Raw genomic sequence first — 13,252 nt, 5'->3', positions numbered from 1 at the left:
CGTAAGCCAGGGGCCCCTGGCTTAGCGCTTACAGCGTCGGAAATTCCTTTTCGAACTCAGAGCTCAGGATGAAGCGGTCGATCATGCCGTTGTTGAGATACCACTCGTAGTCTGCGCCGCCCTGCTTCGCCATCAGGACGAGCCGGATGCCGGGGTTCAGGCGTCGGATGATTTCGCAGAGCTCGATGCCGTTCATGGTCGGAAGCCTGTACGCCGTGATGACCATATCGTAGGCGTCTGGCGCCTTCTGGATGCGATCGATCAGTGCCGCCGGATGACCGTAAAAATCGATGGCCTTTTCGGATGCGCGGACGAGCGATTTCCACGTCTTCTGTCGCTCTTCCCGGACGACAAAAGCGATCTTCGCGATCGCTTTCGGATGTTTCTGGTCGTACACGCTTCCAGTGGCAGACGTTTTTCCGACCGTAACGCCCGTATTCCCGTCCGGGCCCCGGCGATCCGCTGCATCCTTTCTCTGCCCTTCGGCTGTACCACGGTCAGATGCAGTGCGTGCATCCTCGTCATTCTCTTCATCCTCACAGAGCGGTATCTCCATGGTAAAGCAGGTCCCTTCACCGAGCGTGCTCTCGACGTGGATCGTACCGCCGATCGAGCCGAGGATGTTCCGGACGACGGACAAGCCGAGGCCGGTACCATGACGGGAGCCCTTCGTCGTATAGAACGGCTCGAAGATCTTTTGCTGTACATCCTCACTGATGCCACAGCCGGTGTCACGGACGCGGAGAATCAGATGTCCATGCCCGCCCATCAGCTCGATCCCGAGCTCCTTCCGCTCCGTCTTTTCCATTGCCTGAAAGGCATTCTTGCAGAGGTTCATGAGGATATGCTCCGCCATGCCCTTTCGTCCGAGGATATAGAGCGGCTCCTCTGTGATGTCTGTATGCACGGTGATCACCGCCGGTGCTAGCTGCTCGACGATACCGACTGCATGCCGGACCTCCTCCGTAAAGTTCAGCTGCTCCAGACGTACGCCGGTATCCTGCCGTGCGAAGGCCAGCAGCTGCTTCGAGAGGTCCGAGGCCCGATCGACCGATACCAGCATCTCATGGATCATCTCCTTATTCTCCGTCGAGATATTCGCATCGTTCTCGAGCAGCTCCGCGTAGATCATGACGGGCGTCAGATAGTTATTGAACTCATGCGCGATGTGGCTCGACATCATGCCGAGCGACTGGATACGCTGATAGTGCCGGATCTCCTCGTTCTTTCGGGCCACCGTCTCCATGCCCCGGTTGATTTCCTTCAGGTACGTGATCTCCTTTTCCTGGGCTACTGCCTGAAAATGGCTCTGCAGCACGAACACCACGATGATCCCGAGCAGCATGATATAGACGAACACGATGCCGATCATCGTCATCATCATATCGTCGAGCGGCGCCGAAAGCTCCGTCACCGGCAGCGTCGAGTTCACGATCCAGCGCTCTCCCTGGATATAGATCGCCTGAAAGGCCACCACACGCTGTATCCTCGGATGCGTCTCATCCGACCAGTCATAGGTATCGATCACACCGGTTCCGGAATCCTCGGTCTCCTGCTTCTCCAGCCACGCATGCATGCTGCTGTAATTGAGCTCCGGATACAGACGCTCACGTCCATAGAGCGCATCGAGGCCGATCTGCGATTTCGCATGATGCATGATGATGTACAGGTCCTGATCCTTCACCACCGAATAACCGTTTTTTCCGATTTTGACCTTTGCCACGCTGTTCTCGTACAGTGCCTCCATATTCATCGCGAAGCACAGCTGATAGGTGCCCTCCTTCGTATCGATTTCCTTCTGGATATACAGCTCATACCAGCCTGTAACCGATGAGATTTTTTTCCCCGTGATCCACGCCGCATGCTCGGTGCCGGCATTGGCCTCCGAAATCGCCCCGCGATCCGTAGCCCCGCTTCCTGTGCGCATGCTTCCGCCGCTCATCCGATGGCCGCCCGCGGTCGCTGTCGCTGCATCCGAGGAGCTCGCCTCCGCGTCGTCCAGAGAACGTTCCGTCTTCCCGCTTCCGATCTTCGTCACCATGGTCGACTGCCCCGGCGCATAGCGCGTCACCGTCCCGTCGGGTGCCGTCACCGTCACCCAGTTATACAGCGCGCCGTTTTCCTGCAGAAAGAAGTCCGTTCGTTCACGCATTCCATTATTTCGGATCCAGTCCTCTGGCATGCCCGCATTCCGATAGATGAGGTCGATCTGATGGATCTTCTGCTCGAGATAGGAATCGAGGTTATCACCCACGATACCGGCGATCGTCAGCAGCTGACTCCCCTCCATGGAGATCGCCTGCCGCCGATAGTTCTGGTAGTAGCGAAAGCCGGACAGCGCCGCGATCATCGAGAGCAGCAGAAAGACGACCACCGCTCTCAGCTCTGTCTGTTTATTCGTAAGCCCGTTCCGGATACGTTTCATCTCACTCTGCCCTTTCTTCCTTCTGCTTTCATCCTGCACCCGCCGTGCGTTCGTCCTCCTCTCAGTACGATGAACTCACTCGCCACCGGGCCGGGCGATATCGGGTCACTCCTCCACGGTCAGCATGTAGCCGATGCCGCGCACAGTCTTCAGGTACTTCGGCGACTTCGGGTCCTCCTCGATCTTGCTGCGGATACGCTTCACATAGACCGTGATCGTGTTGTCGTCGACGACCGATTCGTTCCACACCTGCGCATACAGCTGCTCCTTCGTGAACACCTGTCCCGGATGCTCCAGCAGGAAGCGGAACAGCGCCTGCTCACGCGCCGTGAAGTTCAGCGGCTTCTCATCTTTCAGGCACTCCATCTTCAGCATATCGACCGCAAACGGACCGCGGCGAATGCCGACATCGGACACCTCCTGGCTGTAGACCTGACTCCGCCGTATCAGCGCCTTCGCGGTCTGAATCAGCACCGCCGTATGAAACGGTTTCGTAAGGTAGCTGTCGGCGCCGAAGCCTAGGCCGAGCACCTGATCCATCTCATCCGACTTTCCGGACAGCATCATGACCGGCGTGTGGTCTCCGGCTGCACGCATCTTCTGCAGCACCTCGTAGCCACCGACCCGCTCCATCATCACATCGAGGATCACCAGCTGATATTTCTCTTTTTTCAGAAGTGCGAGGGCCTCGAGTCCATCCGACGCCTCCGTCACATCCATGCCCTCGCGCCGAAGCGCCATGCGGACCGCAAGCCGGATCGCCTGCTCATCGTCCACCAGTAACACTCTGTTCATATATTCATCTCCTGTCATCACGGACTGACCTGCCTTTCTTCATTTTAGCACAAAAGAGCGAAATCAACACTGTCGCGCTGATTTCGCCCTTTCGCGTTTGTTATTTTATAGGAGTTTATCTAAAAAAATATTAGATAACATAGATGAATATACGGTGACTTTGTGATGACAAATCTGTCATTTCATCATTCGTCTCCAAAGCCTTCGTCCAGTCTGTGCTCAGCTTACGATCAGCTTATTCGTCTGTCGGATATACTTCGCCGGGATCTCCGCCGCGAGCCGCCATGTGATGTTCATCGGGTTGCTGCCGGTATGCTGTACGTAGTCGACGAAGCCAAGCACGCTGTAGGATGCGGTGCCGCCCCAGGCGTCCTTTTTTGCATCGCGGACACAGAGGAGGATACGGCTGCCCTGTGCGCGGTGATGGATGTAGCGCTGTCCGGTCTTCGAGCGGTCACTGGTCGTGCTCTGGCTCTGCCAGTGGAACAGCGTTTTATTGATGGAGTAATCCTGATACATCGTGGTCGGCGAGTAGTCCTTATCCGACTTGTTGAGCGTCACGAAAAGCACATCCAGCTTCTTCTCCGGAAGCCACTTCACGCCCTCACGGACGGTCGACGGCTTCATGAAATCCAGTGCCACGAGCAGCTGGTCACGCGAGTAGGTGCAGTGCAGGTCGATCGGACACGTGAAGTCGAAGTCGAGCGGCTGATCGAGTATATCGATATGCGCATAACGATACTGCATGAGCGCGCGCATCTCGTCGCAAATCACCGGACTCGATGCCAGTGTGTGCAGATGCCGGTACGCCGCCTCCGGATGTGCGAAATCGATCACGTCCATCCACACCGTCACATAGAACATCTGCAGCATACGCTTCTCCAGCATGTCGAGTACCTCGAAATCGAGACGGTCCAGCATCGGCAGAAGGCGGATGATAAACTGCAGCAGACGTCGTGAATCGATCGATGCCAGTCGTGCCAGCGCCTTCGTAATTTCCTTTTCCTCCGGCTCTTCGAAGTCCTCCTTCACGCCGGCATAGACGCAGAGCCGTGCGAAATTATCCTTCTTATAGATCGCGCGCGGATCCATACGGTAGCTGTCGAGGAAGTTTCCGAGGGTCAATGCTTTTCCCGTGTCCTCTTCATAGGACGCGATCTTCGCCACGATACCGTTGCGGGTCTCGATGGAGCTCCGGATATTCTGAAGCACGTATTCACTGGCCTTCTTCTCGAGGTAGATGTAACAGCCCTTCGGTACCGAAACGAAGCCCTTCTTCAGTTCATACTCCACACTGTGCTTCGTATTCGAAAGAAGCGCCGCAAATTTCTCCTCATAGTTGTACTTTTTATTCGCCTGTCCGATGAAATCCAGAACCGTCAGGCAGTCCTTGCTCTCATCCAGTCGCAGTCCTCGACCGAGCTGCTGCAGGAAAATCGTCAGGGATTCCGTCGGTCGCAGGAACAGCACGGTGTTGACGGCGGTGATATCCACACCCTCGTTGTAAAGATCCACCACGAAGATCACCTTAAGCTCACCGCTTTCGAGGCGCTTCTTCGCGGTCGCTCGGTCTTCCCTACTGGAATCGGAATCCAGCTCGAGTGCCGGGATCGCATGACGATTGAAGAAGTCTGCCATGAACTTCGCGTGCTCCTTCGACACACAGAAGCCGAGAGCCTTCATATCCGCCACCGACGTGGTGTACTTTTCAACATTGGCGATCACATGCTGTGCACGCTTTTCAGCGACTGCACCGCTCAGCGAATAAATGTCACTCAGCGCATGCCGGTCATAGCCGCCGCGCACCCAGCGCACGTCCTTCAGATCCACAGTGTCGGACACGCCGAAGTACTGGAACGGACAGAGGAGCTTCCGGTCAATGGCCTCCGGAAGACGGATTTCCGCCGCGATGCGGCCGCCGAAGTACTGGAGGATATCCTCGCCATCCATACGTTCCGGCGTCGCGGTGAGGCCGAGCAGGATTTTCGGATCAAATGTGTGCAGTGGCTCCTGATAGATGGCGGCGGCCGCGTGATGGAACTCATCCACGACGATGAAGTCATAGTAATCCTTCAGCAGATTCTGATAAAACTTCGTCGAATTCAGGGTCTGAATCGATACGAAGAGATGGTCGAGCGCTTCCGGCTTATGGCTGCCGACCCACAGGTCTCCGAAATTGAGATCGTGGAGCACACCGCGGAAGGTTTCAATGCTCTGCTCAAGGATCTCCTCCCGATGCGCCACGAAGAGGAGGCGGTTCTGTTCGCCCGGATGCGCCTTGCAGAAGCGTGCATAATCGAAGGCGGAGATCACTGTTTTTCCACAGCCGGTCGCGGCAACGACCAGATTCCGGGTGTGACCGAAAACCTGCCGCTCGACCTCGAGCTTATCGAGGATTTCCTGCTGATAGGCATATGGACGGATATCGAAGACAAACTTTCGATCCGTGCCCTCGCCGACATACTTTTCATTTCGAAGCGCCTGGATCAGACGATCCCGCTGGGAAGCGTCATACAGTACGAATTCACTGTCGTTCCAGTAGCTTGCAAAGGTAGCCCGGACCTTCTCGATCGTATCCGCCATGTCCTTTTCGGCCGCCTTCACATTCCACTCGAGACCACTCGTAAGGGCTGCGTTCGACATGTTGGAGGAGCCGATATAGGCCGTCGTGAAGCCGGTATCGCGGTAGAAGATATACGACTTCGCATGCAGGCGCGTCCGCTTCGTGTCGTAGGATATTTTAATCTCGGTGTTCGGCAGCTTGTCGAGCTCCTCGACCGCCTTCACATCCGTCGCGCCCATGTAGCTGGTGCAGATGACACGCAACCGGCCACCATGCGCAGTGAAGGATCGAAGCTCCTCCAGAAGCTCGCGGAGTCCGCTCCACTTGATGAAGGACACGAGCATATCGATCCGATCTGCAGAGACGATCTCCTTCTTCAGCTCCGTCAGCATCTGCGGCTCGCGGGAGGCACCCGTGAACAGACTGCTGTACGCCATCGAGGTTTCTGGACGCAGTGCGTCCTTTGCCTTCCGCCCGAGCAGGCGCTGCTCATCCTTCTCACTGAGAACACTCAGAAGCTGCTCTCCCGGATGCTCGATCTGTAGCGCCCCATCCGTCTCCACATCCATCGAGCCGATGACCTTATTGATATAGGCGATCTGATCACTCAGCGCCTGATCGCCCGAGGCTTCATACATCGCATCCATCTTCCGTTTCATGAGCTCTGCCGCGTAGGTCGCAAGCACCCGTGATGCTTCCGCGGAATCCACCTTCTCCTGATAGCGGCACTCCTCCGGCACCGACGCCAGCTCCTCGTTCATCTGCTTATTGATAATCTGCTCATATAGACCGGGTCTCATATTCTTCCCTCACACATTTTTATCGGAAGTTAACAATCTTTAATAAGATTTTTCTTCAATGCATCGATGATCGTCCGATCCGCCGGCAGCCACTGCACACTCTCCAGCATTTCCTTCGTCAGCCACCTGGCATCCTCTGCTTCCTTCAGCACCAGCCGACCGGCGACGACCTCCGCCCAGAAACAGTCCATGCTGAGGTGGAACGTCGGGTAATCGTACTCGATTGTATCGATCAGCTCACCGACCCGGATCTCCGTATCCAGCTCCTCATGAATTTCCCGCACCAGCGCCTCCTCGGGTGTTTCCCCGGCTTCGATCTTTCCACCAGGGAACTCCCACCAGCCCTTGTATTCACCATAGCCGCGCGCCGTCGCGAAGATCCGATCGCCATCGCGGATCACCGCCGCCACTACTCTTACTATCTTCATTTAATGCATCTCCATGTATTCGCCACCAAATAGTCTGTCACGCCTTCTTCATTTCAGCAAATCCGCTAGATAGAGTTCATCCTTCTGGTGCTTTCCTTTTAGCTGCTTATATCGTTTAATTGTATTCACCAGTAGATCAATTTGCCCACCGTAATAATCACGATAAAAAGCAGTACTGTTATCATATCGTTTTCCATTGAAACTCACTTTTTCTTTAGCGAATGATTTCGGACTTTTCCTTGATTTTTCCTTTTCAAAATCTGCCTGCAGTTTTTCAGAAATAATCAGCAGCATTTCTAATTCCGGTTTCGTACAGTACTTTTCGATGCACTTTATTTTTTCTTTATACTCTTTCGGTATCTTCAGCTCTTCGTTTAACTTGTCACCGATTCTCAAAACATGAACATCGCCATGATAGAGATTCAGTGCCGCCTTTACCGTAGGATTGCTGGCGATCTGCCTTGCATGGTAAGGCACCAAGTTCAGCAGATCATCCTCTGTAAAAATCAGCTTATCGTACTCCAGCAGTATCCTGATAATCTCAAGTTCATTAGGGCCCTCACACATAATCAGATACTTCATCTCATCAACTCCTTCTTCAGTGCCATGAGATCGTCGTAGTTCACGGAAGTATCAAAAGCGTTATTATAGAACTGACGGCTCTTTAAAAGCTCTGGTCGGATATTGTAAGTTTCATACATATTATTCAGTCGGATCTTACTTTCAGATTTTGCGACCCAGATGTTATCCTGCCGGTTAAACAGATCCAGGACTTCACAGTAGTGCGTCGTAAACATAAGTGTCGCAGATTTTTTATTCACGGTCTTATCCTTGAACAGGCTGATCATGTTCTCCACCAGCGTTTTATGGAAATGATTTTCCACTTCATCGATCAGTAAATCGAATCCATTTTCCAGTGCTGCCACAACGAAAATATAGAGCAGTACGCCTTTGGTCGTACCGCTGGAAAGCATATACACCAGTTCAGAATCTGAAAGCTCTCTGACATGATTCTGGTAAGTGAGCTTATAATGCTTTTCGTCCATCATTTCCAGGCTCTCAATCTTATCATCAAAAATCTTCATCACTTTCGTCAGAACTTCTCTGGAAATATTATATGTCTTCATCGCTCTGAACATCAGACGATACGTATCCGCGCCTTCTCCGTCACAGTTAAAGTAAACGCCACGAGTCGCTTTTTTCTTCAGGACGAAGAATACGATGGAGGTATCTTCCGGAAGCTCGCCCAAATCCTCAATCTCTTCAAACCCGTCTTCTGAGTAAATGTCTTTCACCTTGGATTTGTAGTATTTTTTTCGATAGATATGCTGCTCTGTAAAATCAGCTATGCTGCCTAGATTCGGATCCTCTTTTAAAACGGTGTTGTACTTATAGATCGAATCCTCATGGAAGAAAATGATTTCCAGTTTCACATTATCATAATTATAGTGTTTGTCTTCCAAGCGAAATTCACTGAGAATCGAATAAGCGCATTCCATCAATTCAATCGCCGATGTTTTTCCGGACGCGTTTTTACCGACGAATGCTACCGTATTGAAAACATACAGCTCGTCCGCGATTTCCTGCAGCTCATACTCTTTATCTTCACTTGTTTTTTTAGACTTTGCGACGAGATCGATTGTAAAATCATCCACGCAGTTTTTATAGTTTGATGCACGTACCCTTAACAGTTTCATAAAAGACACCTTCCTTTGCTACGGTCTATCCTTATTATAGCAAAGTCACGTGAATTAGAACATATTTTTTGTTCTAATTCACATGTCATTTCAGAATTGCCAGGAATACTCATGTTTCTCACAGAATCGAAGCGAAGGAAAACGTTGATATTTCAGTTTGCTTGCATAGGGCGGGCCCAAAATAAAAATAGGATAGTTCATCGCCCTCGGCGGATCGATTTCTGGATTTAATTATTCAGCCGAAGAATAGATAAACGGATCCGTACGCCTTTTTTATTCTCGATAAACTCCAGTATAGCACCCTGATGTCAGCATTGGCCTGATCTTCACTGTGATGCTGATTATACCAGACTCGGGGACATATTTTTGCACATCTCGTGTATACAAAAAGAGCCATGCCGGGACATGACTCTGTACGTATATTTTTATATGTTGTTTCCGATGTCGCCGTTTAGCTGATGGGCCTCCGTGCCAAGGACTCCACCTTCGCGTTTCGATCAGAAGGATGGCGGGGTGATGGCAAAGATGACGCGGGCTTCGGTGGTGCCGCGGTTATGCCATACGTGGGCGGCATACGGCGGGATGCGCACGCTGTCGTCTGCGGTGAGCGGGAACTCGGCACTGTTCATCTCCAGGACGACGCTGTCGCCGGAAATCAGATAAGCGACTTCCTCACCTTCATGGCTGCGAGCGTCGCGGTAGGAGCTCATGCCGGCCGGGATGATCATCATGCAGAACTCGATGCTGCCCTTCGTGTCCGGTGTCAGCAGTTCATAGCGCACATCCGGAGCGCTTTTGAAGCCGAGGGAAAGGCGGTCCTCCGGGTGAACGACCGGAGATTCATGGTCTTCTTCGCGGAAAAACATGTAGATCGGTGTGTCCAGCGCAGTGGCGATGCAGCGAAGTGTATTAATCGATGGATTAACCAGGTCGTTCTCGATCTGGCTCAGCATCGACGGTGTAATCTCTGCGAGATTTGCCGTTTTACGCACGGAAAAGCCCTTCGCCGAGCGGATTTCCTGTATCTTTTTTCCAAGACTAAGTCCATTCATATAGTCGATCTCCCTATGTGCCGTATAAAAAATCAGCCGTTTAAATTATCCCACACTAACTTGATGAAGTCAAACAATAGTGAAGTGCGTTTCTCATTCCCAATGGTTATATACGCCATCCGGCAAAGTTCCCACCAACGTATGGGATCGTCATCGGCGTGCAGATCACGCTTCCGCCGTCCACGTCTTTCCGTGATCTTTCGAACAGAATGTGATGCCGTCACTCTCTGCGGAGCCGGAGGTGACGGTCATACGGAGGGTGGCGCCGTCATAAGTCGGCATCGTGAGATAATGGTAGTCGTCAAGCGTCAGTCCATAGGATTTTCTAGGTTCCGGGACCTCTGTGATCTGGTCCATCGGAAGCTGTATTTCCGTGAAGCTGATGCCGCCATCCTCGGTCATGAAGATGCTGGATCCGTCGCCGGATGCGCTCTGCAGTCCGATGAAGCCGAAGCTTTCATCGAAGAATTCGATGCCCTCCGCGACGCCGGCACTGCCGTCAAATGGATCTTCATTGATACTGGTCCACTGCTTTCCGGCATCGGTCGACTTTTCGAGACCGTAAAAGCGAGACCCCAGTGCGGCATCCGTCACCACCAGCCGGTAGCCTGCATTGGCGTCGGACTGTGCGAAGGTATAGACGGAACCGTCGGCCTGATCCACGGTCCATCCGCTCTCCTGCTGCGCCGTCTCGACGATCTGATCCTCGTGCTGCGCGTCCAGCATGCTCTGCGGGATGTACTCCGGCTCCATGATATAACGCTCCGGTGTGATTTCCGGATGATCCGGCATGTAGAGCGACATCTCGTAGCCGCTCACCTCACCACCGGCATTTACCATGTAGATGGCATCGGCGGTACCCGGAACGCCGTCTCCATCGGCATCCCCCTCGATGAAACGAAGGCCTTCGTCCGTCCGGAAGCTGCGCTTTCCATAATAAAGGATTTCGAACGTAGCATCCGCGTCCGCCACCGCCCAGCTGCGCACCGTCGCTTCGGTATCCGCTTTTGAGAGAATATCCGGAAGCGGCGACCACAACAGCGCAGGGTCGAACGAGGTATGCGCCGCACCGTCCGTCCATTAATCGATCATTTTCTTCATAAGAGTCCTCTGTTTCTTCATTGTTATTTCTCTGATTCTATAGTGTAGCGCAAAAGATAGACGGATAAACAGACGAATTCTTTTCGATTTTAGAAGTTCTTTTGCATGGATTTCTGATCCTACATATCTCTATTCAGACGCTGCCCACCGGGCCACGTCTGAATGGACTTGTGTATGACCATGCACAGCGTATAGAACATACTGGGAATTGTGCTATATATAGCATCATGTTATAGTAATAAAGTTAAACCAGCATATATAAGGAATAAAGGATGTAGAAATGACGACTACCGAAACCATGAAGGAAAATAAAATGGGCGTGATGCCTGTAAAGAAGCTGATCATAAATATGTCTGTACCGATGATGATTTCCATGCTGGTACAGGCGCTCTATAACATCGTTGATTCGATTTTCGTCGCACAAATCAGCGAGAATGCACTCGCGGCTGTTACCTTTGCCTTCCCGCTGCAGAATCTGATGATCGCGGCAGGATGTGGCACCGGCGTCGGCATGAACGCGCTCCTGTCACGTTCGCTCGGCGAGGAAAATTTTGAGTGTGCAGATGATGCCGCAAATAACGGACTCTTTCTGAGCATCGTAAACTTTATCATCTTCCTGCTCGTCGGCATCTTTGTGACGAAACCGTTTATCCAGAGTCAGACGAGCGTTCCGGAAATCATCCAGGCGGGTGACACCTACCTCAGCATCGTCTGCATGTTCTCGGTCGGACTTTTCTTCCAGCTGACCTTCGAGCGCCAGCTGCAGTCGACTGGTCAGTCCGTGCTTTCCATGTGCTCTCAGCTCACCGGTGCTATCCTGAATATCATCTTCGACCCGATTATGATTTTCGGTCTCTTCGGCTTTCCATGCCTCGGCGTAGCCGGTGCCGCCTATGCGACTGTATTCGGTCAGTGCATCGCCGCAGTCCTCGGACTTTTCCTGAACCTACATATGAACAAGGAGCTGCACATTTCGCTGTCCCGGATTCTTCATCCGAAGAAGGAAATCATCGGTCAGATCTACTATGTCGGTGTTCCATCGATTCTGATGATGGCGATCGGTTCCATCATGACCTACTGCATGAACCTGATCCTCGCCGCTTTCTCCACGACGGCAGCCGCTGTATTCGGTGTGTACTTCAAGCTGCAAAGCTTTTTCTTCATGCCGGTCTTCGGCCTCAACAACGGACTCATCCCGATTCTCGCCTACAACCTCGGTGCTCGGAAGAAGCAGCGCATCAACGAAGCACTGAAGTTTGCCATCACACTCGCGATCTGCATCATGCTCTGCGGCACACTCGCCTTCGAGCTGGTGCCGGAAGTACTTCTTCGTTTGTTCAATGCTTCCGACGATATGCTTGCGATCGGAACCCCGGCACTTCGCATCATCGCGTTTCATTTTCCGCTGGCCGCCTGTGGCATCGTCATGGGCTCGATCTTCCAGGCCTTCAGTCAGAGCTTCTACTCCCTGATCGTTTCCCTCGGACGCCAGCTCGTTGTACTCATCCCGGTTGCCTGGCTTCTCTCCCTCAGCGGCAACGTCAACAACGTCTGGTGGTGCTTCCTCATCGCTGAAGGCGTAGCTATGGTCCTGTCCACCTTCTTCTTCCGAAAAGTATATCGGAAGAAAGTTGCGCCACTGTAAGGAGAAGATCCAACTTCATTCTATTTTTCTCATTCCTTTAAAACGCAAACTATTGTATTATAAAAGGGATATAAATGCCGCTTTTCCGCATGGAATATGCAGTATCCGGCGAGGTAAAGGAGTGACAGAATGGCGAAATTCACCAGGCAGGCGATCATGTACAGCACGCTGAAGCTCTTGCAGGTAAAACCGATCGATAAGATCACGGTGCGTGACATCTGTGATCAGTGCGAGCTTACACGAAATACGTTTTACTACTATTTCAGTGATATCTATGAGGTGGTGGAGGAGCTTCTGAAATTCGAGACGGATAAGTCGCTTTCCGAGCAGCAGGAGTTCGACAGTCTGTATGATGCGTATCTTCAGAAGTATCATCTCGTGCTGGAGTATAAGAACGCAGTCTATCATCTATACAACTCGAAAAACCGAGACATGATCCTCCGTTATCTCTATGACATCACGGATGATTTTGTCGAGAAGTACGTACGGAACGAGGTCCGTGGGCACCACTTAAGTGAGGACGATATTCACTTCATCACCCGCTTCTACAGCTGTTCGATGGTCGGCAGTATCCTCCGCTGGCTGCAGGAGGGCATGAAGGACTCGCAGGAGGAGATCATCTATAAGATATCGATGGTCTACCAGGCGACGATCCAGACGCTCATCCAGCAGATCGAAGCGTCGAAGAAGACAAATTAAATATCTGCCCGCTCATTTCCGGGCAGCCACGGGGTCAGATCCCCGCT

10 protein-coding genes are annotated in these 13,252 nt (G+C 52.3%); 2 read left to right on the top strand and 8 right to left on the bottom strand.

The window, feature by feature from the left end; all coding sequences use genetic code 11:
• Positions 1–28 precede the first annotated feature (28 nt).
• The 8 genes from ACK8P7_RS00355 to ACK8P7_RS00320 form a co-directional block, all read right to left on the bottom strand.
• Positions 29–2,425: an ATP-binding protein gene (locus ACK8P7_RS00355; protein ID WP_410042260.1), complete on the bottom strand. Its 2,397-nt coding sequence runs from the start codon at positions 2,423–2,425 to the stop codon at positions 29–31.
• A 105-nt stretch (positions 2,426–2,530) separates the two neighbouring features.
• The gene (locus tag ACK8P7_RS00350) at positions 2,531–3,220 is read right to left on the bottom strand and encodes a response regulator transcription factor (RefSeq protein ID WP_410042259.1); all 690 of its coding nucleotides are present in this window, start codon (positions 3,218–3,220) and stop codon (positions 2,531–2,533) included.
• A gap of 219 nt (positions 3,221–3,439) precedes the next feature.
• Positions 3,440–6,583 (bottom strand): DUF3427 domain-containing protein, encoded by a 3,144-nt coding sequence (locus tag ACK8P7_RS00345; RefSeq protein WP_410042258.1) that lies wholly within the window; start codon positions 6,581–6,583, stop codon positions 3,440–3,442.
• A gap of 29 nt (positions 6,584–6,612) precedes the next feature.
• Positions 6,613–7,011, bottom strand: a complete 399-nt coding sequence (locus ACK8P7_RS00340) for a (deoxy)nucleoside triphosphate pyrophosphohydrolase (protein ID WP_410042257.1) — start codon at positions 7,009–7,011, stop codon at positions 6,613–6,615.
• Positions 7,012–7,059: 48 nt separating this feature from the next.
• Complete coding sequence (locus tag ACK8P7_RS00335; RefSeq protein ID WP_410042256.1) at positions 7,060–7,593, bottom strand: GNAT family acetyltransferase; 534 nt, start codon at positions 7,591–7,593, stop codon at positions 7,060–7,062.
• Positions 7,590–8,708 carry an AAA family ATPase gene (locus tag ACK8P7_RS00330; RefSeq protein WP_410042255.1) on the bottom strand — a complete coding sequence of 373 codons (1,119 nt, stop codon included), beginning with the start codon at positions 8,706–8,708 and terminating at the stop codon, positions 7,590–7,592. The genes ACK8P7_RS00335 and ACK8P7_RS00330 overlap by 4 nt, the downstream gene beginning before the upstream one ends.
• A 497-nt stretch (positions 8,709–9,205) precedes the next feature.
• Complete coding sequence (locus ACK8P7_RS00325; protein WP_410042254.1) at positions 9,206–9,760, bottom strand: cupin domain-containing protein; 555 nt, start codon at positions 9,758–9,760, stop codon at positions 9,206–9,208.
• A 165-nt stretch (positions 9,761–9,925) separates the two neighbouring features.
• The gene (locus tag ACK8P7_RS00320) at positions 9,926–10,798 is read right to left on the bottom strand and encodes a WD40/YVTN/BNR-like repeat-containing protein (protein ID WP_410042253.1); all 873 of its coding nucleotides are present in this window, start codon (positions 10,796–10,798) and stop codon (positions 9,926–9,928) included.
• A gap of 343 nt (positions 10,799–11,141) precedes the next feature.
• Here ACK8P7_RS00320 and ACK8P7_RS00315 point away from each other — a divergent pair, with 343 nt between their 5' ends.
• Positions 11,142–12,506, top strand: coding sequence for an MATE family efflux transporter (locus ACK8P7_RS00315; RefSeq protein WP_410042252.1), 1,365 nt, complete (start codon positions 11,142–11,144; stop codon positions 12,504–12,506).
• A 129-nt stretch (positions 12,507–12,635) separates the two neighbouring features.
• The gene (locus tag ACK8P7_RS00310) at positions 12,636–13,205 is read left to right on the top strand and encodes a TetR/AcrR family transcriptional regulator (RefSeq protein ID WP_410042251.1); all 570 of its coding nucleotides are present in this window, start codon (positions 12,636–12,638) and stop codon (positions 13,203–13,205) included.
• Positions 13,206–13,252: the final 47 nt, after the last annotated feature.

The organism is Oribacterium sp. P9 (assembly GCF_046365365.1).
In the GTDB taxonomy this organism is placed as follows: Bacteria; Bacillota; Clostridia; order Lachnospirales; family Lachnospiraceae; genus Oribacterium.
This window is presented reverse-complemented; position numbering and strand designations above follow the sequence as displayed.

Coding starts and splice junctions, on each gene's coding strand:
- ACK8P7_RS00355 (WP_410042260.1), bottom strand. CDS start 2,425: ATGAAACGTATCCGGAACGGGCTTACGAATAAACAGACAGAGCTGAGA.
- ACK8P7_RS00350 (WP_410042259.1), bottom strand. CDS start 3,220: ATGAACAGAGTGTTACTGGTGGACGATGAGCAGGCGATCCGGCTTGCG.
- ACK8P7_RS00345 (WP_410042258.1), bottom strand. CDS start 6,583: ATGAGACCCGGTCTATATGAGCAGATTATCAATAAGCAGATGAACGAG.
- ACK8P7_RS00340 (WP_410042257.1), bottom strand. CDS start 7,011: ATGAAGATAGTAAGAGTAGTGGCGGCGGTGATCCGCGATGGCGATCGG.
- ACK8P7_RS00335 (WP_410042256.1), bottom strand. CDS start 7,593: ATGAAGTATCTGATTATGTGTGAGGGCCCTAATGAACTTGAGATTATC.
- ACK8P7_RS00330 (WP_410042255.1), bottom strand. CDS start 8,708: ATGAAACTGTTAAGGGTACGTGCATCAAACTATAAAAACTGCGTGGAT.
- ACK8P7_RS00325 (WP_410042254.1), bottom strand. CDS start 9,760: ATGAATGGACTTAGTCTTGGAAAAAAGATACAGGAAATCCGCTCGGCG.
- ACK8P7_RS00315 (WP_410042252.1), top strand. CDS start 11,142: ATGACGACTACCGAAACCATGAAGGAAAATAAAATGGGCGTGATGCCT.
- ACK8P7_RS00310 (WP_410042251.1), top strand. CDS start 12,636: ATGGCGAAATTCACCAGGCAGGCGATCATGTACAGCACGCTGAAGCTC.